The 26,518-nt window shown below is 47.0% G+C and carries 27 protein-coding genes; 22 read left to right on the top strand and 5 right to left on the bottom strand.

Annotation, left to right across the window (positions count from 1 at the left end):
• The first annotated feature begins 3 nt into the window (after positions 1-3).
• From XMG59_RS03980 to XMG59_RS03900, 17 genes are all read left to right on the top strand, one after another.
• Positions 4-1,596, top strand: a complete 1,593-nt coding sequence (locus XMG59_RS03980; RefSeq protein WP_173494758.1) for a benzoate-CoA ligase family protein — start codon at positions 4-6, stop codon at positions 1,594-1,596.
• The gene (locus tag XMG59_RS03975; RefSeq protein WP_173482901.1) at positions 1,596-2,372 is read left to right on the top strand and encodes an alpha/beta fold hydrolase; all 777 of its coding nucleotides are present in this window, start codon (positions 1,596-1,598) and stop codon (positions 2,370-2,372) included. Before XMG59_RS03980 ends, XMG59_RS03975 begins: the two co-directional genes overlap by 1 nt.
• Before the next feature lie 21 nt (positions 2,373-2,393).
• Positions 2,394-3,935 carry a 3,4-dehydroadipyl-CoA semialdehyde dehydrogenase gene (locus XMG59_RS03970; RefSeq protein WP_173482900.1) on the top strand — a complete coding sequence of 514 codons (1,542 nt, stop codon included), beginning with the start codon at positions 2,394-2,396 and terminating at the stop codon, positions 3,933-3,935.
• Positions 3,935-4,717, top strand: coding sequence for an enoyl-CoA hydratase-related protein (locus tag XMG59_RS03965; RefSeq protein ID WP_173482899.1), 783 nt, complete (start codon positions 3,935-3,937; stop codon positions 4,715-4,717). Before XMG59_RS03970 ends, XMG59_RS03965 begins: the two co-directional genes overlap by 1 nt.
• 4 nt (positions 4,718-4,721) lie before the next feature.
• Positions 4,722-6,272, top strand: a complete 1,551-nt coding sequence (locus tag XMG59_RS03960; protein ID WP_173482898.1) for a 3-hydroxyacyl-CoA dehydrogenase — start codon at positions 4,722-4,724, stop codon at positions 6,270-6,272.
• Positions 6,273-6,286: 14 nt separating this feature from the next.
• Positions 6,287-7,489, top strand: coding sequence for a 3-oxoadipyl-CoA thiolase (gene pcaF / locus XMG59_RS03955; protein WP_173482897.1), 1,203 nt, complete (start codon positions 6,287-6,289; stop codon positions 7,487-7,489).
• Positions 7,490-7,643: 154 nt separating this feature from the next.
• Positions 7,644-9,290: a 2,3-epoxybenzoyl-CoA dihydrolase gene (gene boxC, locus XMG59_RS03950; RefSeq protein ID WP_173482896.1), complete on the top strand. Its 1,647-nt coding sequence runs from the start codon at positions 7,644-7,646 to the stop codon at positions 9,288-9,290.
• A 27-nt stretch (positions 9,291-9,317) separates the two neighbouring features.
• On the top strand, positions 9,318-10,772 hold the full coding sequence (boxB, locus tag XMG59_RS03945) for a benzoyl-CoA 2,3-epoxidase subunit BoxB (protein ID WP_173494752.1): 1,455 nt from the start codon (positions 9,318-9,320) through the stop codon (positions 10,770-10,772).
• 63 nt (positions 10,773-10,835) lie between these two features.
• On the top strand, positions 10,836-12,050 hold the full coding sequence (gene boxA / locus XMG59_RS03940; RefSeq protein ID WP_173483845.1) for a benzoyl-CoA 2,3-epoxidase subunit BoxA: 1,215 nt from the start codon (positions 10,836-10,838) through the stop codon (positions 12,048-12,050).
• A 19-nt stretch (positions 12,051-12,069) separates the two neighbouring features.
• Positions 12,070-12,507, top strand: a complete 438-nt coding sequence (locus XMG59_RS03935) for a thioesterase family protein (protein WP_173498257.1) — start codon at positions 12,070-12,072, stop codon at positions 12,505-12,507.
• The gene (locus tag XMG59_RS03930; protein ID WP_173498256.1) at positions 12,500-13,384 is read left to right on the top strand and encodes a helix-turn-helix transcriptional regulator; all 885 of its coding nucleotides are present in this window, start codon (positions 12,500-12,502) and stop codon (positions 13,382-13,384) included. The genes XMG59_RS03935 and XMG59_RS03930 overlap by 8 nt, the downstream gene beginning before the upstream one ends.
• Before the next feature lie 79 nt (positions 13,385-13,463).
• Positions 13,464-14,621, top strand: coding sequence for an ABC transporter substrate-binding protein (locus XMG59_RS03925; RefSeq protein ID WP_217363679.1), 1,158 nt, complete (start codon positions 13,464-13,466; stop codon positions 14,619-14,621).
• Positions 14,622-14,680: 59 nt separating this feature from the next.
• Positions 14,681-15,547 (top strand): branched-chain amino acid ABC transporter permease, encoded by an 867-nt coding sequence (locus XMG59_RS03920; RefSeq protein ID WP_173498255.1) that lies wholly within the window; start codon positions 14,681-14,683, stop codon positions 15,545-15,547.
• A 36-nt stretch (positions 15,548-15,583) separates the two neighbouring features.
• Positions 15,584-16,534 (top strand): branched-chain amino acid ABC transporter permease, encoded by a 951-nt coding sequence (locus tag XMG59_RS03915; RefSeq protein WP_217361976.1) that lies wholly within the window; start codon positions 15,584-15,586, stop codon positions 16,532-16,534.
• Between the two features lie 2 nt (positions 16,535-16,536).
• Positions 16,537-17,280 (top strand): ABC transporter ATP-binding protein, encoded by a 744-nt coding sequence (locus tag XMG59_RS03910; RefSeq protein ID WP_173498254.1) that lies wholly within the window; start codon positions 16,537-16,539, stop codon positions 17,278-17,280.
• Positions 17,273-17,986, top strand: a complete 714-nt coding sequence (locus XMG59_RS03905; RefSeq protein WP_173494747.1) for an ABC transporter ATP-binding protein — start codon at positions 17,273-17,275, stop codon at positions 17,984-17,986. The genes XMG59_RS03910 and XMG59_RS03905 overlap by 8 nt, the downstream gene beginning before the upstream one ends.
• A 33-nt stretch (positions 17,987-18,019) precedes the next feature.
• A complete protein-coding gene (locus tag XMG59_RS03900) occupies positions 18,020-18,328 on the top strand; it encodes a hypothetical protein (RefSeq protein ID WP_173482887.1) in 309 nt (102 codons plus the stop codon).
• On the opposite strand, the gene XMG59_RS03895 is transcribed toward XMG59_RS03900, so the two are convergent.
• The 3 genes from XMG59_RS03895 to fabA form a co-directional block, all read right to left on the bottom strand.
• Positions 18,329-18,607 (bottom strand): Lrp/AsnC family transcriptional regulator, encoded by a 279-nt coding sequence (locus XMG59_RS03895; protein WP_173498253.1) that lies wholly within the window; start codon positions 18,605-18,607, stop codon positions 18,329-18,331. It lies immediately after the preceding gene.
• Positions 18,608-18,714: 107 nt separating this feature from the next.
• Complete coding sequence (fabB, locus tag XMG59_RS03890; RefSeq protein ID WP_173480359.1) at positions 18,715-19,935, bottom strand: beta-ketoacyl-ACP synthase I; 1,221 nt, start codon at positions 19,933-19,935, stop codon at positions 18,715-18,717.
• Positions 19,936-19,976: 41 nt separating this feature from the next.
• A complete protein-coding gene (gene fabA / locus XMG59_RS03885; RefSeq protein WP_173480360.1) occupies positions 19,977-20,492 on the bottom strand; it encodes a 3-hydroxyacyl-[acyl-carrier-protein] dehydratase FabA in 516 nt (171 codons plus the stop codon).
• Between the two features lie 121 nt (positions 20,493-20,613).
• Here fabA and tmpT point away from each other — a divergent pair, with 121 nt between their 5' ends.
• Positions 20,614-21,246, top strand: coding sequence for a thiopurine S-methyltransferase (gene tmpT / locus XMG59_RS03880; RefSeq protein WP_173480361.1), 633 nt, complete (start codon positions 20,614-20,616; stop codon positions 21,244-21,246).
• A gap of 103 nt (positions 21,247-21,349) precedes the next feature.
• On the opposite strand, the gene ispB is transcribed toward tmpT, so the two are convergent.
• Positions 21,350-22,318 (bottom strand): octaprenyl diphosphate synthase, encoded by a 969-nt coding sequence (gene ispB, locus XMG59_RS03875; protein ID WP_173480362.1) that lies wholly within the window; start codon positions 22,316-22,318, stop codon positions 21,350-21,352.
• Between the two features lie 254 nt (positions 22,319-22,572).
• On the opposite strand from ispB, the gene rplU reads away from it, so the two are divergent.
• From rplU to proB, 4 genes are all read left to right on the top strand, one after another.
• Entirely contained in the window at positions 22,573-22,884 is a 312-nt protein-coding gene (gene rplU, locus XMG59_RS03870; RefSeq protein ID WP_173480363.1) for a 50S ribosomal protein L21, read from the top strand.
• 24 nt (positions 22,885-22,908) lie between these two features.
• Positions 22,909-23,166 (top strand): 50S ribosomal protein L27, encoded by a 258-nt coding sequence (gene rpmA, locus XMG59_RS03865; protein WP_173480364.1) that lies wholly within the window; start codon positions 22,909-22,911, stop codon positions 23,164-23,166.
• A 227-nt stretch (positions 23,167-23,393) separates the two neighbouring features.
• Positions 23,394-24,593 (top strand): Obg family GTPase CgtA, encoded by a 1,200-nt coding sequence (gene cgtA, locus XMG59_RS03860; protein ID WP_173480365.1) that lies wholly within the window; start codon positions 23,394-23,396, stop codon positions 24,591-24,593.
• A gap of 1 nt (position 24,594) precedes the next feature.
• The gene (gene proB / locus XMG59_RS03855) at positions 24,595-25,719 is read left to right on the top strand and encodes a glutamate 5-kinase (RefSeq protein ID WP_173498252.1); all 1,125 of its coding nucleotides are present in this window, start codon (positions 24,595-24,597) and stop codon (positions 25,717-25,719) included.
• 308 nt (positions 25,720-26,027) lie between these two features.
• Here the strand turns inward: proB and rpsT are convergent, their stop codons facing one another.
• Complete coding sequence (gene rpsT, locus XMG59_RS03850; protein ID WP_173480367.1) at positions 26,028-26,294, bottom strand: 30S ribosomal protein S20; 267 nt, start codon at positions 26,292-26,294, stop codon at positions 26,028-26,030.
• Positions 26,295-26,518: the final 224 nt, after the last annotated feature.

The following is a 26,518-nucleotide window of genomic DNA, read 5'->3' as shown; positions in this document are numbered from 1 at the left end:
GCAATGGATTTTGAATTAAGCAGCTGCGATCACTCGCAAAATCCGCCTGTGGTCAATGTACCTCGAAACTATAATGCAGCCTATGATTTGATGCAGCGTAACTTAAACGCTGGCTTCGGTGATAAGCTTGCTTATATTGATGATCAAGCGACAATTACCTTCTCAGAATTAGACCGAAGGTCCAATCGTCTCGGTTCATCACTTAACTCGCTAGGCGTTCAGGCTGAGCAAAGGGTTTTCTTGTGTGCGCTGGATACTATTGATTGGCCCGTATCGTTCTTGGGTTGTATCAAAGCGGGTGTATTGCCAATAGCAGTCAATACGCTACTCACTTCTAAAGATTATGAGTACATGCTTAATGATAGTCGCGCTAAAGTGGCTATTATAGATCCTAGTTTTGTTCCGACGTTTAAAGAACTTCTAGGTAAAGTACCTACGTTAGAAACTCTGATTGTAACGGGATCAGAGTCTGTGGATGGGTGTGATTCGGTGGCGGATTTAGAAGCAAAAGGCACCGACTCATTCGTAGGGCCTATGACGACTTGTGATGATCCCTGTTTTTGGTTGTACTCGTCAGGTTCGACTGGTGCACCCAAGGGTACGGTTCATATTCACTCCTCCATCATTCAAACGGCGGAATTGTTTGGCAAGGGCGTTCTTGATCTTCAGCAGGATGATGTTGTTTTCTCGGCGGCTAAATTATTCTTTGCCTATGGTTTAGGTAATGCGTTTAGTTTTCCACTATCGGTGGGGGCTACAACGATTCTCTATTCTGGTCGTCCAACGCCTGATTCCGTTTATGAGCGTCTTGAGAAGCATTCGGTAACGGTATTCTGCGGCGTACCTACTTTGTATGCCGGAATGTTGGCAAAACAAGATAAACCTGCAAAAGGCTTATTGCCTATACGTATGAGTACCTCGGCTGGTGAGGCCCTACCTGCTCAATTGTTAGAACAGTGGAGAGAGGAAAGGGGTAGCGACATTATTGATGGCATCGGTTCTACCGAGATGCTTCACATATTCCTATCTAATGCTCCAGGTCGCGTGGCACCCGGTACTACAGGTCAACCGGTGCCGGGCTATGAGGTTAAGTTGTTGGATGCTGACGATAATGAAGTACCTTCTGGTGAAATTGGTGATCTTGTAACCAAGGGGCCCTCTACAGCGATCATGTATTGGAATAACCGTGCAAAAAGTACTGCGACCTTCCAAGGTGAATGGACTCGCAGTGGCGATAAGTTCTACATCAATGAAGAGGGTAATTACGTCTACGCAGGTCGCTCAGATGACATGCTCAAAGTGAGCGGAATATATGTATCTCCTGCTGAAGTAGAAGCGACACTTATTCGGCATCCTGCGGTACTTGAAGCCGCCGTTGTCGGAGCGATGGATGATAACGACCTGGTCAAGCCGAAAGCGTACATCATTCTCAAAGAGTCTGTTCAAGAGACTCCAGAGTTAAATCAAGAGTTGAAAGACTTTGTTAAGGCTAATCTTGCGCCGCATAAATATCCGCGTTGGTTTATTTATGTCACGGATTTACCAAAAACAGCGACCGGTAAAATTCAACGGTTCAAATTGCGCGAGCTTGGTTAGTGGTTAATTTTATTGAAGTAGATGGCCGCCAGCATGAGGCGGTTATAACAACACCAGCAGGTGGCGCTAGAAATAGCGTCGCCTTTATTTTGTTGCACGAGGGGCTTGGTTGTGTTGAGTTGTGGAAGGATTTTCCTCAGCAACTTGCGGATCAAACCGGTTCGGATGTTGTTTCTTATAGCAGGGGTGGGTACGGTAAATCGTCTCCCGTTGAGGTACCTCGTCGATTGGACTACATGGCTGAAGAAGCCACAGTCTGGCTGCCCCAAATTATGCAGCAACTTGAGTACGATCAATTTATTCTAGTTGGCCATAGTGATGGCGGTTCAATCGCGTTGATTTTTGCAGGCACCTCAACGGATGATCGTGTGATCGGTGTTGTAACACTTGCAGCCCATGTGTTTAACGAACCTGTTTGTGTAGCAAGTATCGAGAAGGCCCGTGACGCTTATGAGTCAGGCGGTCTTCGCCAAGGGTTGGCCCGTTACCATGGTGACAATGTTGACTGCGCCTTTTGGGGATGGAATAAGGCTTGGCTTGATCCAGACTTTCTCGATTTTAATATCGAGTCCTACTTGGAGTCGATCCGAGTGCCTTTGCTCGTTGTTCAAGGTGATCTAGATGAGTATGGAACACTTGATCAAGTTGATGCAATTGTCTCACAGGCCGGTTCTAGATCCGAGTCATTAGTCATCCCAAATTGTCGTCACTCTATCCATAGAGATGCGCCGGAGCAGTTAATTGCTGCAATAAAAGAATTTAAGCACAGTTTATAAGACGTTAAGGAGTAAATAACCATGCGAATGATGAGTTACCTATTAGGTGAGTGGCAAGATAACGGTAGCACCGCAGCAGACGTTTATTGCGCGTTGGATGGCTCAGTAATGGGTAACATCGCAGGTTACGAAGTCAGTGGGGGTGATATTCTCGATTTTGCTCGAACAGAGGGCGGTTCAGCGCTTCGTGGCATGACCTATTTAGAGCGTGCCGGCCTATTGAAACAGATAGCCGCTGTTCTGGGTGAGAACAAAGAGGAGTACGCTGAACTCAGCGCAAAAAATAATGGTGCCACCGCAATGGATACATTTCTAGATGTGGAAGGCGGTATCGGTACACTAAAATACTACGCTTCATTGGGTAAGAAGCTTGGTGATCGTAAATGGATTGCAGATGGTGAATTTGAACAGCTCACAAAAGATGAGAACTTCAGAGCGATTCATGTAAAGACGCCACTGCGAGGTGCTGCTGTTCACATAAATGCATTCAATTTCCCAGCATGGGGCATGCTAGAAAAGCTCGGTGTTGCGCTTCTGTCTGGTGTGCCCGCGGTGGTTAAACCAGCGGCTGTCTCTTTGCCGGTTGCATGGGTCATGGCGCGCGATATTATTAATGCAGACATTCTTCCTAAAGGTGCATTTAGCTTTTTGGCGGGAGGTGGTCGAGATTTAATGGATCACATTACATCTGCAGACGCGGTAGCGTTTACAGGTTCAGCGGATACCGCGGCCATGCTTGCATCGCACCCAAGGGTTATCAGTGAATCAGTTCGATTCAATGCCGAAGCCGATAGTATTAATTCATCCATCCTTGGACCCGATCTTACTGCAGGTTCAGACGGATTTAATTCATTTATTCACGAGGTCTCTAAAGAGATGACGATTAAGTCGGGGCAGAAATGTACCGCTGTTCGTCGCATCTTTGTGCCTGATTCGGAGTTAGAGGCTGCGAAGGAAGCGTTGGTTGCAAAGCTTTCTAAAGGAAAACCAGGTAACCCCGCTAATGAAGGTGTTACTTATGGTCCATTAGTCAGTGCAGCGCAACAGTTAGCAGCAGAAGAGGGTGTCAAAGCACTGCTAAGTGAGACAGAGATAGCTTTTGAAGGTGATATTGGAACATTAGATGGCGAATCATCTGGTTTTTACGTCACGCAAAAACTATTGGTGTGTCAGGACCCTAAATCAGCTACTCAAGTACATGAAACAGAAGTGTTTGGTCCTGTTGCAACACTGATGCCTTACAGCAGCGAAACAGAACTTTTCGAGTTGGTGCGCCGAGGTGGAGGTTCATTGGTGAGTTCAATTTTCACTAACGATGATCAATTTGCTATGAACGCAGTGGTCGAGCTCGGCTCGACTCATGGGCGTCTTTTGATTGTTGATGACAGTGTTAGTCGCGGTCATTCAGGTCATGGCAATGTGATGCCGATGTGTATTCACGGTGGCCCGGGTCGTGCAGGCGGTGGTCAAGAATTAGGTGGTTTACGAGGATTAGACTTCTACCATGTGACAACTGCTGTGCAGACTAATCTAGCGCGGGCAACTGCGTTAAGAGGTGAGTGATGTCTTTATCAAATAACTACGAATGTCTTCAAGTTACAGAGACAGATGGTGTTGTTGAATTAAAATTGAGCCGTCCTGACAGACTCAATGCGTTCAGTAAAACTATGCACGCAGAGTTAAAAGTAGCTCTTAGAGAGATTGAGCGTTTGGAGTCTTTACGCTGTCTCATTTTGACAGGCGAGGGTCGTGGTTTCTGTGCAGGGCAGGACCTTGAGGAGCGTCGTATTCCTCATGGAGAACCCAAGCCTGATTTGGGGGACTCTCTAAAAAACACCTACAGTCCTCTGGTTATTAGATTGAGAAATCTGCCTGTTCCTGTCATTGCTGCAGTTAATGGTGTCGCTGCTGGAGCTGGTGCATCGCTCGCGCTAGCTTGTGACATTGTTATTGCAAAGAAACAGGCAAAGTTCACTTTTCCTTTTAGTCATTTAGGTTTGGTGCCTGATGCTGGTGCAACAGCGACGCTGGTGAGGAATGCCGGTCAGGCTAAAGCTATGGCTATTACCATGCTCGGTGAGGTTGTTACGGGTGAAGAGGCAGCTGAATATGGACTCATCTGGAAAGCGGTAGAAGAGGATCAGTTCTCATCAGAGGTAGATAATATTGTTTCCAACTTAAAGGGTAAGCCTAAGTTGGGCTTGGAGCTCATTAAACGTAGCCTCTATCGCGCTTTTGATAATGACTTTGCCGCTCAACTGGAACTGGAAAGTCAATGCCAGAAGCTAGCCGGTCGCAATCCGGAATTTTGGCAGAAAGTTCAGCAATTTTTAGATAAGAAGTAATGATATGACCACACAATACAAAACGGTTGACCAAATTAAACAGGTGGGCGTAGTTGGTGCAGGCACTATGGGTGCAGGAATCGCTCAGGTCGCTTCTCAAGCTGGTTTAGATGTAGTGCTCTTTGACTTGAGTGAATCGGTACTCGAGGCTGCAAAAGCGAATCTAAAAAAATCGATGGATAAGCTGGTTTCACGCGGTAAATTCAGTGAGGAAGATGCACAGGGCATTTGCGATCGAATCTCCTACGTCAATGATATCAACTCTATGGAACGGGCCGATCTGGTTGTAGAAGCTATTGTTGAGCGTTTGGACATTAAGCAACAGCTGTTTCAACAACTGGAGTCGATCTGTTCAGACCAAACTATTTTAGCAACTAATACCTCCTCAATCTCCGTGACTGCTATTGGATCGGCGTTGAAAGATCCTGCTCGCTTAGCAGGTCTGCACTTTTTTAATCCTGCACCTATTATGAAGTTGGTTGAGGTGATTCATGGCTTGGCGACCGACGCTAAGGTTGTTGAAACATTACTTGCACTGTCTAAGCAGTGGGGCAAAGTGGGTGTGGCTGCTAAATCCTCGCCAGGTTTTATTGTTAACCGAGTAGCACGTCCTTTTTACGCTGAAGGGCTTCGAATGGCTGAAGAGGGTGTCACTGAACCTGAGCGAATCGATCTTTTATTAAAAGAAGCCGGCGGTTTTCGTATGGGGCCTTTCGAGTTGACTGATCTTATCGGGCAGGACGTTAACTACGCAGTGACGAGCTCAGTATTTGAATCTTACTATTTTGATCCTCGATTTAAACCATCGCTCATGCAAAAAGAGTTAGTTGATGCCGGTTGGCTTGGACGTAAGAGTGGTCGTGGCTTTTATCAGTACCCTGAGGGTAAACAGTTAGTCCCAAACCTTGAGTGGGATGATATCCGTTTTGGTGGGTTCTTTAATATTAGCAGTGCTGTGGTATCACCCGCGATTAAGTCGCTTATTGATAGAATTAAGGCGCGTGGAATAGAGATTCCTACCGAGACTGAAGGTGATGAGGGCGAAATCGTGTTTGCTAACGGCGCAACACTGGTTTTGACGGATGGTCGCACAACCCTAGAGCGTTCTCTGGCTGAAGATAATCGCAACCTTATTCAAATGGATCTCGCTATCGACTATTCGACATGTGAATCTCTAGCGCTATCAACACATCCGGAAATGCCTGAAGAGGTTTGGACTGAAGTCTATGCAATGTTCGATTTCTTGGGTGTCAAAACTCGGGTTGTAAAGGACTTGCCAGGTCTGATAGTGATGCGAACAGTCGCTATGCTTATTAATGAAGCGTCTGATGCGCTTCATTTAGGAATTGCTGATGCCGCTGGAATAGATGCCGCTATGCAGGCAGGTGTGAACTATCCGACCGGTCTATTAGCATGGGCCGATAAGCTAGGCACCAGTTTCGTAGCCGATGTGTTGGATAACATCAGCCTATATTATGGCGATGATCGTTACCGAGTATCGCCTGCGCTGCTCCAGCGTGCATTCGTAAATGCCCCTTTTCATCAGATTGATTAAACAAGGATTTAAACATGGCTGAAGCTTTTATTTGTGCAGCAAAACGCTCTGCTATTGGTCGTTACGCAGGTTCACTGGCCACCGTTCGCCCTGATGACTTATTAGCTCAGGTTATTAAAGCAACTCTGGCTGAGGTTCCCTCTTTAGATACAGCGTCAATTGATGATGTGCTGATGGGCTGTGCTAATCAGGCAGGTGAGGATAATCGAAATGTTGCTCGCATGTCAGTATTGCTCTCAGGTTTGCCCACTTCGGTTCCTGCTTCAACCATCAACCGCCTATGTGGTTCTGGTTTGGATGCCATTGGTACCATGGCTAGAGGCATTAAAGCGGGTGAGCTGAATGTTGCACTTGCTGGCGGCGTCGAATCGATGACGCGAGCTCCCTTTGTTATGGGTAAGTCTGAAACTTCTTTTGGGCGTTCTCAAATTTTAGAAGACACCACGATGGGGTGGCGATTTACTAACCTTGCGCTTAAAGCGATGTATGGCGTTGATACCATGCCACAAACGGCTGATAACGTAGCGGCTGAATATGGTATCAGCCGTGAAGAGCAAGATCTGTTTGCATTTAACAGTCAGGCTAAAACAGCGGCTGCTCAAAAAGCGGGTCTTTTTGCTGATGAGATTGTACCAATCGAAATTAAAGACCGTCGCGGCAACATTAGCTATTTTGATGTCGATGAGCACCCGCGTGAATCATCACTCGAGAAGTTAGCTCAATTAAGAACAGTTAATGGTGGTGATGGTTCGGTGACTGCGGGCAACGCTTCCGGCATAAATGATGGCGCCTGTGCCGTGCTGCTGGCCAGCGAATCCGGTGCCGCTGCTAACGGGTTAACACCTCGAGCGCGTGTTGTTGCTATGGCAACCGCTGGTATCGATCCTCGAATCATGGGTGTTGGCCCAATCGAAGCAGTCAATAAAGTACTGAAACTATCTGGTCTAACATTGGATCAAATGGATCTTATTGAGTTAAACGAGGCCTTCGCTTCTCAGGCATTGGGCGTATTGAGGGGACTCGATATTGATCCCAATGATACTCGACTTAATCCTCAGGGTGGTGCTATCGCGTTGGGTCATCCACTTGGCATGAGCGGTGCACGTCTTGTCACAACTGCTATGACTCAGCTTGAGCGTAGCGGAGGTAGATATGCACTGTGTACCATGTGTATCGGTGTGGGGCAGGGTATTGCTGCCATTATCGAGAGAGTCTAGTGTGCTTAATGAACTAGAGTTCCGGTTTCATTTCTATTATCAGAAATTTAATTCAAATAAATGATAAAAAACTGTAGTAAATCAATAAAAGATGAACTATAGTGCATTTATTGAATGGACAAAACGATAATAAGTGTATCCGGAGAAAGGACAGATGATCGATTTTCAAACCAAACCAGCCGACTACAATCACTGGAAACTAGAATTTGAAGGTGATGTTTGTCGCCTGATTATGGACGTTAATCCTGATGCAACTCTTGCAGAGGGCTACCAGCTTAAAATGAACTCATACGACCTAGGTGTTGATATTGAGTTAAATGACGCATTGCAGCGCATCCGTTTTGAGCATCCTGAAGTTAAGACGGTTGTCATTGCATCAGGTAATGATAAGATCTTCTGTGCCGGTGCTAACATTAAAATGTTAGGTCTCTCTACTCATGCACACAAAGTAAATTTCTGTAAATTTACTAATGAGACTCGTAACTCAATCGAAGACTCTAGTCAGAACTCTGGTCTTAAGTTCTTGTGTGCGGTTTCTGGCACTGCTGCAGGCGGTGGTTATGAATTGGCTCTTGCTGCTGACGAAATCTACTTGGTTGATGACGGAAGTACAGCTGTTTCACTGCCTGAAGTGCCGCTCCTAGCTGTTCTGCCAGGTACTGGCGGTCTAACTCGTGTCGTTGATAAGCGTAAAGTGCGTCGTGACCGTGCTGATATTTTCTGTTCTATTGAAGAGGGTGCTGCTGGTCAGAAAGCAGTCGATTGGCGTTTGGTGGATGCTGCTGTGCCTCGCTCTAAATTCGCTGAGGCAGTCGATGTGCGTGCGAAGGAATTGGCCTCTTTGTCAGATCGTCCAGGTGGTCAGGGTTGTGATTTGACTCAGCTTAACCGCACTATTTCTGATAATGCAGTTGAGTACTCTACTGTCTCTGTTGCCGTTGACCGCGATGCACGCACAGCAGAAATTACCATCAAAACAAACGATTCATCTATGCCAGCTACAGCCGATGCTGCGCTAGCTCAAGGTGCTGAGTTCTGGGTTCTTCGTATGACTCGTGAATTGGATGATGCCATCCTTCACTTGCGTGCTAACGAGCTAGAGCAGGGCGTTTTATCTCTGAAAACCCAAGGTGATTTGGATGCCGTAATGGCAGCTGATGCCTTCTTGCAAGCAAACGCTGATCATTGGTTCATTCGTGAAGTGACCGCCTACTTCAAACGCGTTATGAAGCGTGTTGACATGACCTCACGTACTCTTGTGACGCTTGTTGAGCCAGGAAGCTGTTTTGGTGGCTTCCTAGCGGAACTGATGTTTGCGTCAGATCGTACTTACATGCTTGAAGGTCAGTTTGAGGGTGATGATACCCCAGAAGCCTCTATTGAGCTGAGTGCGATGAACTTTGGAACACTGCCAATGAGTAATGATATTTCCCGTTTGGATACGCGATTTTTAGGTGAGCCAGAATCTGTTGAAAAAGCAAAAGCAACAATAGGAAACCGTTTAGACGCAGCTGCTTGTGCTGTGTTGGGTCTTGTAACGGACGCGCTTGATGACATTGACTGGGAAGATGAAGTCCCTCATGTCATTCAATCACGTGCCAGTTACTCACCAGATGCATTAACAGGCCTTGAAGCTAACTTGCGATTTGCGGGTCCTGAAACAATGGAAACTAAAATCTTTGGTCGCTTAACAGCATGGCAAAACTGGATCTTCCAGCGTCCAAATGCAGTTGCCGAGGGCGGTGCATTGAAGCTCTACGGTACGGGTACCCGTGCTGAATATGATTTTAAACGTGTATAACTGAACGAAGTGTTGGAGAGTATAAAAATGACTACTGAAAACGTCCGCGTAGAAGTTAACTACGACGATTTAATTCCAAACAATGTTGATCTATCAAGTGACCGTCGTCTTTTAAAGGCGCTTGAAGAGTGGCACCCTAAATTCCTTGAGTGGTGGGGCGATCTTGGTCCAGACGGCTTCAATGATAAAGAAGTTTACCTGCGCACAGCTGTTGGTGTTGACCCTAAAGGCTGGGCTGTATTTGGCCACGTTAAAATGCCGGAGTATCGTTGGGGTGTGCTTTTAGCACCTCAAGTTGAGGGTCGTACCATTCCATTTGGTAAACATAAAGGCGAGCCTGCTTGGCAAGAAGTCCCAGCTGAATACCGTTCACTGTTGCGTCGAATGATTGTTGTTCAGGGTGATACTGAGCCGGCTTCAGTTGAACAGCAGCGCCATCTCGGTTCTACGGCACCATCATTGTATGATATGCGTAACCTTTTCCAGATCAATGTTGAAGAAGGTCGCCACCTTTGGGCAATGGTCTACCTTCTAATGAAGTACTTTGGCAAAGAGGGTCGTGAAGAAGCTAAGATGATGCTAGAGCGTAACTCTGGTAACGAAGACAAACCACGTATTCTTGGTGCCTTCAATGAAGAGACTCCAGATTGGTTGTCATTCTTCATGTTTACTTACTTTACTGATCGCGACGGTAAGATGCAGCTTGAATCCCTAGCTCAGTCTGGTTTTGATCCGTTGTCACGTACGTGTCGATTCATGTTGACTGAAGAAGCGCATCACATGTTTGTTGGTGAGTCGGGTGTTATGCGTGTGTTAGAGCGTACTTGTGCAGCGATGAAGGAAGCGGGCATTACTGATCCTAACGATATCGAAGCTGTGCGCGCACTTGGCGTAATCGATCTGCCGACTATTCAGAAAAAACTGAACTTCCATATGGCGGTTACACTGGATCTGTTCGGTGCTGAGCTGTCGACTAACGGCGCTGCTGCATTTGAGGCAGGTATCAAGGGTCGTTACATGGAAGATAAGTTAGATGACGACCACCAGCTCTACAATGAGAAGTATCCAGTACTTCAAGTTGTTGATGGTCAGCTAGTTGAGGTTGAGGAAGACGCAATTTCAGCTATTAACGGTCGTCTACTTGATGATTACATCAAAGATGCGACGAGCGGCATTAAGCGTTGGAACAAGGCGATTGCTAAAGCTGGTATTGAGTTCGAATTGGTACCACCACACAAAGCCTTCAACCGTAAGATTGGTACGTTCGCTGATATCAATGTTACCCCATCTGGTGAAATTGTTGATGCGCAGACGTTTGAGGCAAACCTTGCTAACTGGTTGCCTAATGACTCTGATCTAGAGTTTATCAACAGCCTCATGGTTCAGTGTACTGAGCCAGGCAAGTATGCAAACTGGATTGCTCCTCCGAAAGTGGGCGTAAACCAGCAAGCGTCTGACTTTGAGTACGTAAAACTAGCGTAACTCACTCTGCCCGGTTCCAACAGAACCGGGCATTTTATTCACTTATAACAAGAGCAATCAGTCATGACTTCACTTAGACAGCACCTTATCGATCCTGAAGTTTGTATTCGTTGTAATACCTGTGAAGAGAACTGCCCAGTAGATGGAGCAATCGAGCATAACGATGATAACTACGTTGTGAATGCCGAGCTTTGTAACAACTGTATGAGCTGTATAGCTCCTTGCCCTACAGGTGCAATTGATAGTTGGCAACTAGTTAATGTGCCTTACTCTCTAGAGGAACAGTACTCTTGGGATGAGCTGCCTGAAGAGATTGAGCTTGTTAATGTTGATTCGGAGTCTGAAGCATCAGAGTCTGAAGCTAATGATATTCTTGATGTTGCCCACGCTTCTAGCGGCGCAGTGCCAGCTCCAGCAACAGCATCAAAACCACAGATTAATCTCTGGACCCGTGATAACCCAGCTAAGGCTAAGGTAACAGGTAATATGCGTATTACTGAAGAGGGTACAGAGTCTGATATCCATCACATTGTTTTGGATTTTGGTTCGCAGAGTTTCCCTGTTTTAGAGGGACAGTCAATTGGTATTATTCCACCGGGCGTAGATGATAAAGGGAAGCCGCATTTGGTTCGGCTCTACTCAATTGCGAGTGCCCGTGACGGCGAGCGTCCTGGTTACAACAATCTAGCGCTTACTATTAAGCGCGTTACTTTCGATGTTGATGGCGAATCACGTCAAGGTGTCGGTTCAGGTTACATGTGTGACCTACAGAAAGGCGATGAGGTTCAAGTAACTGGACCATTTGGTAGTACCTTCCTAATGCCTAATGATCCTGATGCCAATCTGATGATGATCTGTACAGGTACAGGCGCGGCACCATTCCGCGGTATGACAGAGCGCCGTCGTCGTTTAGCTGCCAATGGCAAAGGCAAGATGATGCTGTTCTTTGGGGCCCGCACCGCTAGCGAGTTACCTTATTTCGGGCCACTACAAAAGGTTCCTGCAGACCTTCTTGATCAAGAGCTTGTTTTCTCACGAATGACCCGACTTGATGAGAACGATAAAGAGTACGTTCAAGATCGTATGTTGAAGCGTTCAGACGATGTTGCAGCACTTCTTAAAGATAACAACACTCACATTTACATCTGTGGTCTGAAAGGCATGGAAGAGGGTGTTGAATCTAGCTTTACACAGATCTGTGCAGATAATGGCATGGATTGGAGTGAAATTCGTTCGTCACTTAAATCGGAAGGTAGGTATCATATAGAGACCTATTAATTCGTTAAGAGTCTTTCCAATGAATGCTCCTCTGATTTATAAGCGTCGCCCCCAATGGGGCGACACTGATGCAGCTCAAATAGTCTATACAGGTCGGATTGCTGATTACGTCTTGGAAGCGATCGATCACTTCATGCGTGAAGTGTTAAAAATGCCTTGGTTTGAACTCAATATAGATGAGCATATTGGTACGCCATTTGTTTCCGTTAAGTACGATATTTTCGCACCCTTAACCCCTCGGTCTGAACTCGATTGCAAAGTACTAGTTAGCAAGGTTGGTCAGACCTCTGTTGGCTTTCATGTCACCATCAGAAATGATGACGGCCTTAAGTGTGTTGAAGCTAAAACAGTCAATGTCTTCGTCGATAACCAATCGATGACAAAAATCGATATTCCTGATAAGTATCGTGATCTTCTTGAGTCTTATGTAAAAGCTTGTGGAGAGATCGATGACTGAATCAGAACTTCAGACCCAGTTTGACGAAATCGCATTGCAAAAATACATAGAAGAGATCGGTAATAGAGTTCGGTCCCTCAGAGCTAAGCGCGGCATGACTCGTAAGAGTTTATCTAAGCACTCTGACGTTTCTGAACGTTATCTTGCTCAGTTGGAGACGGGTAAAGCTAACATCACACTGAGTGTCTTGTGGCGAGTCGCTGAGGCGTTTGATATTCCGTTTTCAGAGATTATTCCTGATCAATGCCGTGACGGTATTAATCCACTGTTTGCTAGCTTTGTATCCTCTTTGACTGAGGAGCAACAAAATAGCGCTTTACAGCTTTTGAAACGACATTTCGCAAGCAGCTTAGCATCGGGGCATGGTGTTGCATTGGTTGGCCTTCGCGGAGCAGGTAAAACCACTTTGGGCCAACTGCTTGCCAAAGAGATGAATGTTCGCTTCATCCGCCTGACTGCTCTAATCGAAGAACTCGCAAATATGTCTATCGGAGAGATTTTAGATCTTGGTGGGCAGAAGAAATTCCGTCGTATTGAAGCGCAAGCGCTTGAATATGTTTTAAACCTGAATGAACCGGTTATTTTAGAAACGGGTGGTTCACTGGTCTCTCAAACTGAGTCGTTCAAATTACTCCTCGATAACTTCTTCTCGGTTTGGATTAAAGCTTCGCCAGAAGAGCATCTTTCTCGAGTTATGGATCAAGGTGATACTCGTCCAATGGCTGGTCTTAAAGAGGCGATAGAGGATCTTAAACTGATCTTAGAAGAGCGTGAATCGGGCTACAAACTGTCTGATTATACTCTTGATACGACAGGCCGAACTGAATCCGAGTGTTTAGCAGAACTTAAAAAAACGGCAGGAGCTTTCCTTCACTGAATTCTACCTGGCTAGAAGTTGACCGTTTTTAGTCAGGCACACATAGGTCTAATGATGACAATAAAAAAAGGAGTCAATCATGAAAAAAACAGCAATGATTTCGGCATTAACTGCAGGTGTGCTAAGTGCCTCAATTGCGTCAGCTGAGACGACTAAAGTTGGCGTTCTTCTTCCTTTTTCCGGTGTTTATGCGGCACTGGGTAAAGAGATTGATGCAGGTTTTGCATTGGGTATGGAAGAGTTTGGTTCAGGTCTAGACATCGAATATGTTCGTGAGGATTCTGAAGCTGATCCAGGTAAATCAGTTGCCAAGGCCCGTAAGCTGGTTCTTCAAGATAAAGTCGATGTGATGACTGGTTTGGTCTCTTCGGCCGTTGCTGGTGCGCTTCGTGATTTTGTTCATGGTGCTAAAGTACCGCTTCTAATTACTAACGCTGGTGATAACTCTGTAACAGGAGCGAAGTGTAGCCCTTACATCTCTCGCTTCTCGTTCTCTAATGGTCAAATCAACCGTCCAATGGGAACTTGGATGGCAGAAAACGGCATCAAAAAAGTGTATACACTCGCACCTGATTACACAGCGGGCCGTGAAATGATTGAAGGTTTCACTGGCACGTTTGAAGCTGCAGGTGGCGAAGTCGTGGGTGGCGAATACACGCCATTCCGCAAGACAAAAGACTTTGGTCCTTACCTAGCTAAAGCCAAAGCATCGGGTGCAGATGCTGTTTACAGCTTCTACGCTGGCGGTGAAGCCATTGCTTTTGTTAAGCAATACGATAGCTTCGGTCTAGATGAGACTATGCCACTATACGGCTCAGGCTTCCTGACTTCACCACTTTACGTGAAGGCTGAGGGTGATGCTGCTGTAGGTGTTACAACCGTTCTGCACTACGCCCCAACGATTGACACTGATTTGAACAATGCCTTTGTTCAAAAATTCCAATCAATCAACGATGGTCGTTCCCCATCTGAGTTTGCTGTGGCGGGTTATGACGCTGCTCAGGCTCTAGCGCTTGCCCTAAAAGGCGGTGCAGATGATCGTGCTTCTATTGCAGAAGCTATCTCGAAAGTTTCGTTCTCGGGTCCACGTGGCGAAGTCTCTATTGATCCTAAGACAAACAACATTGTGCAGCCACTTTACGTCTATGAAACCGTAAAAGATGGTGAAAAATTGACTCAGAAAGTTGTTGCTCAACTTCCGAGTGAACGTGACCCAGCGGGTAGTTGTTCACTCTAATTTCGTTTCAATTTGCAATAAAAGCTGGGCGCAAGCCCAGCTCATTTCGAGGCCTTCCAATGGATACCGGTTTTTGGATTCTGCAATTGCTGAATGCGTTGCAGCTATCGATGCTTTTGTTTCTTTTATCAGTGGGTTTGACCGTAATTTTCGGTCTAATGCACTTCGTTAACCTTGCGCACGGTGCGCTCTATGCCTTTGGTGCTTATGTTGCTGCTACGATCGCAGCCAGCATGGGTTATTGGGTAGGGCTGTTTGTCGCGCCTTTAGCCGTTGCTGTTCTTGGGTTGGTGCTCTATCAATTTTTGATCAAAAGTATGCGCTCCAGTGGTCCAATGGCTCAGGTCTTGGTGACCTTTGGATTGATCTTCGCATTTCTGGATATTACTCGGATTATTTGGGGTGACTTGGCTTTGGCTCTTGATGTGCCAGAGATTCTTTCCGGCCGATTGTCGCTGTTAGGTGTTGAATATCCTGCCTATCGCTTCTTTGTGATGCTGGTTGGCTTGACTGCACTTATCATTCTTAATTTAGTGCTAAATAAAACACAAATTGGCGCAATGATTCGTGCGGGGGTTGATAACGATAAGATGGCCTCTTGCTTGGGGATCAACGTTGAACGTCTATTCTTTTTAGTCTTCTGTGTGGGCTGTGCCTTGGCAGGCCTAGCAGGCGCAGTGGCGGCTCCCTTGCTATCGGTTGTTCCCGAGATGGGATTAGAAATTCTTATACCCACGCTTATCGTTATTGTTATTGGCGGATTGGGTTCTTTAAAAGGAGCTATTGCTGGCTCGCTTATATATGGTTTTGTACAAACCTTTGGCTCTGTTTTTGCTCCTCAGTTTGCGTCAGTTGTTATCTACCTTCTTTTGGCGTTTATTTTGGTCACCAAACCTGCTGGTCTGTTCCCAGCAAAAGGAGGGTAAATCATGTTTTTTCAAACGCCTTTAAGAAATTTTATAATGATAGGCTATCTATTGATTTGCGCGTACATCGCAATGACAGCCGACTATTTTGGTGTCGAGATACTCACTGAATTGCTCATCTTAGCGATGATCGCTCTGGCGCTTGATTTGGTTGCAGGGTTCGGCGGCATGGTGTCGCTCTGTCACGGTGCTCTGGCCGGTCTAGGTGCCTATGTCTTTGCAACTTTGTGTACTAAGTTGGGTTTTGGGGCTTTGGAGTCGGTACTGATAGCATGTGTTCTGACGGGGATGGTCTCTTGGTTAATCGGCCTTATCTGCTCTAAATCCCATGGCATCTATTTCATTATGGCAACTTTAGCTTTCGGACAAATGGCCTACTCTTTCGTATTTGAGTCAAGTTACTTAGGGGGTGATAACGGAATGGCAGGGATTCCCCGTCTAGACCTAACTCCCATCAGTATCGATCTATTTGATTCAACTAACTTTGCTCTGTTTTGCCTGTTTTGTTTGGCTATCTCATATCTATTTGTCGCTAAAGTGCTTTCATCAGGCTTAGGTCGAAGCATGGTAGGTATCATGTACAGCGAGAAACGTTCTAGAGCGCTGGGTCAGCCAGTCACGCTGATTAAGGCCAATATATTTGGACTTTCAGGTATTGTGTTAGGTCTTGCAGGCTCTCTATCGGCTCAGCATTTTATGTTTATCTCACCTAGCTTGCTTTCGTGGACGCACTCGGGGGAGGTGCTAGTTGTAGTCATACTGGGTGGATTGGGAACCCTGGTAGGCCCAATTATCGGCGCAACGGCCTTTGTCGTGCTGAAACATGAGATTAGTAATTACACCGACCATTGGCATTTGATTGTTGGCATTATTCTCATTTTGGTTGTTATGGGTGGTGCCAAAGGGATCTACGGTATGTTGGAAAGTTATATCGAGCAGCGCAGAACTAAAGCGGCTGGTCCACGAAAAGTATTGAGCGAGGAGTAAGCATGCTTGAGGTAACTAATTTATCTAAGCACTTTGGTGCTCTTCATGTGACACGTGATGTCTCTATGAGTGTTGCCAAAGGTGAGCGAAGAGTCATTCTTGGGCCGAATGGCGCTGGCAAAACAACCCTGTTCAATCAGTTGGTTGGTGAATTTATGCCAGACTCAGGAAGTATCAAAATCAATAACGAAGATGTGACCTCCTGGAGTGTAGCGAAACGCGCTAATTTTGGTTTGAGTCGAAGCTATCAACAAAATACTTTGTTTGATGGTCTAACTATTGCTGAAAATCTAGGCTTAGCAGCGTCCGTTAAAACTAAAAAATCAACCGCACTTTGGCGTGACTCGCTCACTTCTCCTGACGTGCGAGCCTTAGTAAGAGAGACTGCTGCTCAAGTTGATCTTACAGAGCATCTGAATAAGCGTGTTTCTGATGTAGCTTATGGTATTCGTCGTCAGCTAGAGGTTGGTATTGCCCTTGCTACTCAACCACGTGTGTTGCTGATGGATGAGCCTACGTCTGGTGTTGGGCCTGAAATGATTGGCGCATTTCATCACCTTTTAAAGCGCCTGCCCGAGGATCTAACCGTTGTAATCATAGAGCATGATATGGGTTTGGCATTTGATGTTGCTGACAGTATGACGGTTCTAAATTACGGCGAAGTGGTGTTTGAAGGGACTCCTGATGAGGCCCGTGAAAGCACTCTATTGCAAGAGATTTATCTGGGGACGTTTGAAGATGCTTGATGTTAAAGGTTTAGAATCTGGCTACGGTGAGACACAGGTTCTATTTGATTTGTCGTTTACAGCTCGCGCTGGCAAGGTTCATACTCTGCTTGGTCGAAATGGCGCTGGTAAATCAACCACACTAAAAACCATAATGGGACTTGTTAAACCCAAGCAGGGTCGTATCGCTTTGGAAGGGACCGAAATTCAAAAATTGGAGCCCTATACCGTTGCTGGAAAAGGCATCGCCTACGTGCCTGAAACGCGTGATATATTTCCCTCTTTAACCGTGCTCGAAAATTTAGAGCTAACTGCTAAACGTTATGTTGACGCTGACAATGCTGGGCAGAAACGTTGGACGATTGAACGAGTGTTTGACGTTTTTCCGCGTCTGTCTGAGCGTGCTAACAATTTTGGTAATGAGTTGTCGGGCGGTGAGCAGCAAATGCTAACGATTGCTCGTGCGCTTTTAATGAACCCTAAGCTGCTTATTCTTGACGAACCAACAGAGGGTCTTGCTCCAATCATCGTAAAGCAGATTCATGCTCAGCTTAAGTCCCTAAAAGAGACAGGTTTGACGATTATTTTGGTTGAACAAAATTTTGGCTTTGCGGTTAGCTTAGCCGATGATGTCAGTGTGGTGGGTAAAGGACAGATCGTGTGGCAAGGTTCACCGGAAGAGATTAAGGCCAATACCGAAGTCCAGAAGCAGTGGTTGGGCGTATAACTCAGTAAATTTATTAAAGGTGTTTAACTAAGAGTGTTTAGAGGCATTTTTCCCAAGACTCACTGGAATGATCTGCTTGATCACTTGGAAAGGTCAGGTCCAGATATTGTTGAAGTTGAGATTAATAGAGATGGGGTCATTGTTGATCATGAGCTCGTCTCTTTTATTAGCGAACTTGATGATGATGTAGTGATGCTAATTGAGCGCGATAAGCTTTTGGAGACTCGTACCGACGGTCTAGTGGAGTTGAAACACTACTCTAATGAATCTCTATTAATCGAGGACGAGACAAATAGACAGCAGTGGGTCGTAGAGTTAGTACGGCCCATCTATTTACATTAATCATTCAAAGCCTAGGCCGAACATTGCCTCCAAATCGTGTTTTGAATAGGCTTTAAAAGCCAGCATCGTCTCAGTCTCTTCAATATGATCAACCTCAGCTAATTTGTTGGTAATCAGATCAGATAACGCCTCGTTATTTTCAACACGAGCCATCGCAACTAAATCAAAATTTCCGCTGACAGAGAAAACTTCTGTAAAACCTTCCATTCCAGCGAGAAGCGTAGCGGTATCTTGAATTTTTTGTCTTTGAACTTTTAACAATATGATCGCTGTAACCATTTTTATCTCCAGTTAATTACTGCTTCATTTATAGCATGGATTTAGTTGTGGTTAATAGGTACAAAAAAGCGACCCGTAGGTCGCTTTCTTATTGAGCAGTATGGCGATTAGCCGTTGTACTTCTCGAACACCAGAGTCGAGTTGGTACCGCCAAAGCCGAAGCTGTTCGACATAACGCGCTGTAGGTCGACGCCATCTTTGCGTGTAGTCACGACAGGTAGGCCTTCAGCCTCTGGGTCGATCTCTTCAATGTTCGCTGAGGCGCAGATGAAGTTGTTCTCTTGCATCAGTAGACAGTAGATCGCTTCCTGTACGCCTGTAGCGCCCAGTGAGTGTCCCGCCAGTGACTTAGTCGAGCTGACCGGTGGCATCTCTGTACCGAAGGTCTCTTTCATCGCTTTCAGCTCTTGAATATCGCCTGCTGGTGTCGAAGTGCCGTGTGAGTTGATGTAATCGATCTTGCCATCAACCGTGCTCATAGCCTGTTGCATACAACGAACAGCGCCTTCGCCGGATGGAGCAACCATGTCGTAACCATCGGAGGTTGCGCCATAACCTACGAGTTCAGCGTAGATTTTAGCGCCGCGTGCTTTAGCGTGCTCCAGCTCTTCAAGAACCAGCATGCCGCCGCCACCTGCGATCACGAAACCGTCACGGTTTGCATCGTAAGCGCGAGACGCTTTTTCTGGTGTTTCGTTGTATTTGCTTGATAGGGCGCCCATGGCATCAAACATGACACTCAAAGACCAGTGTAGCTCTTCACCACCGCCAGCAAAGACAATGTCCTGTTTGCCGAGTTGGATCTGCTCCATCGCGTTGCCAATACAGTGTGCGCTGGTCGCACAAGCAGAGGTGATTGAGTAGTTCACACCTTTGATTTTGAATGGGGTTGCAAGACAGGCTGATACAGTAGAGCCCATGGTGCGAGTCACACGGTATGGACCGACACGACGAACACCTTTATCGCGAAGAATGTCAGCGGTTTCAACAATGTCGGCTGACGATGCACCACCAGAACCCGCGATTAGGCCTGTACGTACATTTGATACCTGATCTTCAGTCAGGCCAGCATCTTTGATGGCTTGTTCCATTGAGATGTAAGAGTAAGCAGCTGCATTACCCATGAAACGGCGCAGTTTACGATCGATCAGTTCATCAAGATCCAGGTCATCAATACTGCCAGCAACCTGGCTACGGAAACCAAGGTCAGCGTATTCCTGTTGGAATTTGATGCCTGACTTGCCCTCTTTTAGTGATTCCAGAACGCTCTCTTTGTCAGAACCTAGACAAGAAACGATACCCATTCCGGTAACAACTACTCGACGCATGTTTACTCTCTCTCTAATTGTGTTTCTAAGCGTTAACGCTCTTAGAAGTTTTCGGTGCTGGTGAATAGACCGACTTTAAGATCTGTTGCTGTGTAGATCTCGCGACCATCCACTGATACCGAACCGTCTGCAATACCCATAACCAATTTACGCTCAATCACGCGTTTCATCTGGATGTTGTAAGTGACCTTCTTAGCAGTCGGTAGTATCTGACCTGTGAATTTAACCTCACCTGAACCCAGTGCGCGACCGCGACCTGGGTTGCCTTTCCAGCCTAGGTAGAAGCCAACGATCTGCCACATTGCGTCTAGACCAAGACAGCCAGGCATTACAGGATCGCTAGGGAAGTGACAGTCGAAGAACCAAAGATCTGGACGGATATCAAGTTCAGCGATGATTTCGCCTTTACCGTGCTCGCCACCTTCAGCAGAGATCTTGGTAATACGGTCCATCATAAGCATGTTGCCAACAGGTAGGCGGGCGTTGCCTTCGCCAAACATTTCGCCGTGGCCACAGCTTAGAAGTTCGTCACGGTTAAAAGATGATTGTCTAGTCATGGTGTTCTAATTCACAGTCTTAATTACAAAAATTTGCCGGATTATACCTTTTTAGGGCTCGCTAAGCACGACATCGATCAGTTAAATTACCCGAATCACCCCATTTTAAGGAAAAACCCCTATGAAACACGCCTTCTGGCATGAGCGCTGGACTGAAAATCGCATCGGTTTTCACCAGTCAGATTTTAACCATTGGTTGACGAAATATTGGTCCACACTTGAGCTGTCTGGAGAGGAGTCTGTCTTTGTCCCGCTCTGTGGTAAAAGCCGTGACATGCTCTGGTTGCGTGAACAGGGTCATAAGGTGACCGGTGTTGAGTTGAGTGATCTGGCGTGCCGTGACTTTTTTGCAGAGCAGGGTGTCGATATCGATGCCATTGGCGATGGTGCTTTTCACCGTCGTGAGCGTGATGGAATCTCTCTGTTGGCTGGTGATGTGTTTAAAACCACCCGTGCAGCGCTCAATAACCCGCGAGCCATCTACGATCGAGCGGCATTGATAGCACTACCGCCTGAGATGCGAATCGACTACGCCGCCCATATTGCTAAGGTGACGGTTGCAGGCGATCAGATTTTGTTGATTGCGCTTGAGTATGACAATCCTAGAGACGAACCGCCGTTCTCAGTAAAAGGTGATGAAGTGCAACGTCTATTCTCTGCTGAGTTTGAGATTGAAGAGCTTGATAGCGCTGATCTAAGTGAAGGGCGTTTTGAAAATCAGCGTGAAGTGGTTTATCGGTTGGTGCGTCGGTAAGGCGGGGGTCTGACCTCTGGTCTGACCCGACTTTATCAGCGTCTTCCAGAATCCGCAGTGTAACAATAGAGCGGTGTCAGACCATAGGTCAGACACCGGTCGTCTACTGGGTTCTTGCGATAGCCAAATCAGCAATCTGATTCAGCGTCTCTTTAAACGAAGTGTCTGGTAGAGAGGCGATGGCGTTTTTCGCTTTATCGATCTCTTCGGCTGCTTTTTGACGCGAGTAGTCGATCGATCCATTGCGTTGCACGATCTCGAGTACCGGTGATAAATCATCCAGTCCGCCTTTGCGAATCGCTTGGCGAATCAACTCTCTATCTTCATCGCTGCCGACGCGCATTGCATGAATCAGCGGCAGTGTGGCTTTGCCTTCGGCGAGGTCATCACCAACGTTCTTACCCATGGTTTCGCTATCAGATAGATAATCGAGTAGGTCATCGACGATTTGGAAGGCGATGCCAAGGTGGCGACCATAAAGTCTTAGGGCTTCGCGATTCTCTGCAGAGCTGTCCGCTAGAATTGCTCCGACCTCTGTTGCTGCTTCAAACAGCATGGCCGTTTTGCCAAGAATGACCTGAAGGTAAGACTCTTCACTGGTATCTGGGTTGCGCTGGTTTAGCAGCTGCAGAACTTCGCCTTCGGCAATGATCGTAGTGGCGTGTGAAATGACCTGCATGATCTCCATGCGGCCAATCTCAACCATGATCTGGAATGAGCGAGAGTAGAGGAAGTCACCGACTAATACGCTCGGCGCATTACCCCACTGAGCGTTTGCGGTGGCGTTACCGCGACGTAGCTCAGAGTTGTCGACCACATCGTCATGCAGCAGTGTTGCCGTATGAATGAATTCGATGACCGCTGCCAGTGGAATGTGTTGTTCCCCTTTATAGCCAGCGGCATTGGCAGCCAGTAGAACCAACAACGGACGCAAGCGCTTACCGCCACCTTCAACAATGTGATGTGCAATCTTCTCTACTAGAGGGACATTGGAGCCAAGATTGTTAAGGATGTAATCCGTAACGGCATCGAATTGAGGCTCGATCAGTGGGTTGAGTTGGTGTGGTTGCATTTTGGTTACTACTTATAAATGACAGACGGATGCTAGGGGGTGAGAGCGGGGGTGTCAATATGACTCTGGTGTATAGGCCTTCCAATGCCTCAATTTAGTGTAAATAAGGGTTGAGTTTGAGTGGGGGGTTCTGTATTATTCTGCGCCCTAGCTTGTCCAAATAACGCTCCCTGTGCGAGGGTGTCGTAAGACATCAGCCCTTCAGAGCAGGTTTCGTATTAGTAGCCGGGTAAGCAAAATATTGGAGAACACAGATGTTTGCAGTAATCGTAAGCGGTGGTAAACAGTACCGCGTACAAGAGGGTCAGACCCTTAAAGTAGAAAAGCTAGCTGTTGAAGCTGGTTCAAACGTTGATTTCGATCGCGTACTACTTGTTAGCAACGGCGACGACGTTAAAGTTGGCGCGCCAGTTGTTGAAGGTGCTAAAGTTTCTGCTGAAGTGGTATCACACGGTCGCGGTGACAAGGTGAAAATCATCAAGTTCCGTCGTCGTAAGCACCACATGAAGCGTCAGGGCCACCGTCAGTGGTACACTGAAGTTAAAATCACTGGCATTAACGGCTGATCAACGAATCTAGGAGATTAGAGAATGGCTCATAAGAAGGCAGCCGGCTCAACGCGTAACGGACGCGACTCGGAGTCGAAACGCTTAGGCGTTAAACGTTTTGGTGGTCAGGAAGTACTTGCGGGTAACATCCTGGTTCGTCAGCGCGGTACTAAATTCCACGCTGGTACAAACGTAGGCATCGGCAAAGACCACACTCTATTTGCGAAAGCAAACGGTGTTGTTAAGTTCGAAGTTAAAGGCCCTCACAACCGTAAATTCGTTAGCATCGAAACTGCCTAAGTTTCGTTGTTACGTAAAAAACCCGCTTAGGCGGGTTTTTTTGTTTTTTAGGCCGTGTCAGCGTGTCAGGCTGAAGCCAGACGCGGTTTCAAAAGGCATAAAGATTAAAAAAGCATGTAAGGTTGATTCTTACCAGAGTAAAATCAGCCCACTGAGGGAAAATAGGATCATGTCGTTAGTTTTGGTAGACGATCTGGCCCTATTTTTCCTCCATTTAGGAGAAAGAGATGAAGTTTGTTGATGAAGCACTGATTACCGTACAAGCCGGTAAAGGCGGAAACGGTTGTATGAGTTTCCGTCGCGAGAAGTACATTCCAAAAGGTGGCCCAGATGGTGGCGACGGTGGTGATGGTGGTTCTATTTTTGTCGAAGCCGATTCAGGTCTTAATACGCTAATCGATTACCGCTTTACGCGTCACTACAAAGCACAAAACGGTGAGGGCGGTCAGGGTCGTCAGTGTACCGGTTCCAAAGGGGAAGATCTGGTGCTTAAAGTGCCAGTCGGTACCACCATTGTGGATGTGGATACCGATGAGGTGTTGGCGGATCTGACGGCTGTCGGTCAGGTCGAAAAGATCGCTCAGGGCGGTTGGCACGGCTTGGGTAATACGCGTTTTAAAAGCAGTGTAAACCGTGCGCCTCGTCAAACGACTAAAGGTTCCGAGGGTGAGTTGCGTAACGTTCGTCTGGAGTTGCGTGTCCTGGCTGATGTCGGCCTTCTTGGTCTGCCAAATGCCGGCAAATCGACGCTGATTCGTTCGATCTCAGCCGCTAAGCCTAAAGTGGCTAACTACCCATTCACTACCTTGGTACCTAACCTGGGTGTCGTTCGCACCGAAGCGCACCGCAGTTTCGTCGTTGCCGATATCCCTGGAATCATTGAAGGTGCCGCAGAGGGTGCCGGTCTTGGTATTCGCTTCCTAAAACACTTGGCGCGTAACCGTGTACTGTTGCACCTGGTTGATATGGCGCCTTGGGACGAGGTGACACCTGCTGAAGCAGCGGTCACTGCAGTTAATGAGCTGAATAAGTTCTCGCCTACCTTGGCTGATCAGCCTCGCTGGTTGTTGCTGAATAAGATCGACATGGTGCCAGAAGAGGAGCTTGAAGAGCGTTGTCAGTCAGTGATCGATGCGTTGGAATGGGATGGTCCGGTATTCCGTATCTCTGCGATTAACAAGCAAGGCACTGATCTTTTGGTCCATCAGTTGCAAGACTATCTTGATGAGAAGAAAGAGGCGCTTGCAGAGAATCCAGAATTGGTGGATGCAGAGCGTGAGCTGCGTATGCAGATTGACCGTGAAGCGCGTGAAAATCTTGAGCGTATGCGTGCCGAAATGCGTGCGCGTCGTGAAGCGGGCGAAGCTGATGATTGGGATGACTTCGATGATGACGATTACGATGTTGAAGTGGAGTACGTAAAGTAACATGTCTGCATCACGTCAACGGTTAACAGAAAAGGGTCGTTGGGTCGTCAAAATCGGCAGTGCGCTGCTGACGGATGATGGTAAAGGTCTAGATCAGCAAGCGATTGTTGGCTGGGTTGAGCAGATCGCTAAACTGGTGCAGCAAGGTGTTGAGGTGGTTCTTGTCTCTTCGGGTGCTGTAGCCGAGGGGATGAATCGTTTGGGCTGGTCAGAACGTCCAAGCGAGATGTATAAACTGCAAGCCGCCGCCGCTGTCGGTCAGATGGGTTTGGTGCAAGCGTATGAGTCCAGCTTTCAGCAACACAACCTTCATACCGCTCAGGTTCTTCTGACGCATGATGACCTCTCTAACCGTAAGCGTTATCTAAACGCACGTTCGACGTTGCGCTCTCTAATCGATCTGGGCGTTGTAGCCATCGTTAATGAGAATGACACGGTTGTGACCAGTGAGATTCAGTTTGGTGATAACGATACGCTCGGTGCGTTGGTGGCTAATGCCATTGAAGCTGATGCGCTCATTCTACTGACGGATCAGAAAGGGCTGTTCACTGCGGATCCTCGCTCTAACCCTAATGCTGAATTAATCGCCGAAGGTCGTGCCGAAGATGATCACTTCCTTCAGATCGCCGGTGGCGGTGGTAAGTTGGGTCGTGGTGGTATGGCAACCAAAGTGCGTGCTGCTCGACTTGCGGCTCGTTCAGGTGCTGTAACGGTTATTGCTAGCGGTCGTGAAGAGAGTGCGTTGTTAAGAATCTTCTCGGGTGAAGAGATTGGTACGTTGTTAGTACCTGATCACGGTCGCCAAGCTGCGCGTAAACACTGGATCGCAGGGCATCTTCAGGCGCGTGGTCGTCTAGTCTTGGATGCTGGCGCGGTGAAAGCGCTTAAAACGGGTGGCAAATCACTGCTGCCTGCGGGCGTTGTCAAAGTAGAGGGTGATTTCTCACGGGGTGAGATGGTCGAGCTGGTCGATACTGACGGTGAGGTTATCGCACGCGGCTTGGTTAACTACGCCTTCGATGAGGCGGACCGTATCAAAGGTCACGCCAGCCAAGAGATCGAATCCCTTATCGGTCATATCACCGATCCAGAGCTAGTCCATCGCGATAATATGGCGTTGGCTTAAATCGTTGGAGCGGTTTTGGTGTCTGGCTTCAGCCTGACAACCGCTATCCCAGCAGGTTAATCCTCTAGCTAATAGCACCAGTGACAGGCTTCAGCCTGTCATCTGCTTTATCGGTGTTTTCCAGATTGGCAGTAAGGTCTACCAGTGGATGACAGGCTAAAGCCTGTTAAGCACAAGGATGTGATGTATACAGTAATTGCAGGAGCAAATTACTGTCACCGGTATGTGCTCTGTCAGCATCTTCCAGATTGCAGGCAACAAAAAACCCGCTAATAAGCGGGTTTTTAGAAAAGCTTTTAAGCAGTCGCTTATGCAGCCATCGCTTTGATGCGTGCGTTTAGGCGGCTCTTAGTGCGTGCAACAGCGCTCTTCTTGAAGATTCCTTTGTTTACTGAGCTATCTAGGATAGGCTGAGCAACTTTGAATGCTTCGTTAGCAGCAGCTTGGTCACCACCAGCAACTTCTTTTAGTACTTTCTTGATGTAAGTACGTACCATGGAGCGCAGGCTAGCGTTATGTTGACGACGCTTTTCCGCCTGGCGAGCACGTTTACGAGATCCTGCGGAATTTGCCACAGCTGAGCTCCTTAAATTTGAGTTAAATAAACGAGACAAGTGTCTCTCAAAATTGGATGCGAAATTATTCCGATATCGTTGCCGTCTGTCAAGCATTAAACACAGAAGAAATGCACTTTTAGTTGACCTTCTTCTTAGGTAGGCGATAATCGACGGATTAATTCGGCACTTTGAGGTTAAAAGTTGAGTCAAAAAGCGACATCTGGCGGCGGTCTGCTGCGCTC

The organism is Marinobacterium sp. xm-g-59, from assembly GCF_013283315.1.
In the GTDB taxonomy this organism is placed as follows: domain Bacteria; phylum Pseudomonadota; class Gammaproteobacteria; order Pseudomonadales; family Balneatricaceae; genus Marinobacterium_E.
The sequence above is the reverse complement of the archived record's forward strand: the minus strand, read 5'-3'. Positions and strand labels throughout refer to the sequence as shown.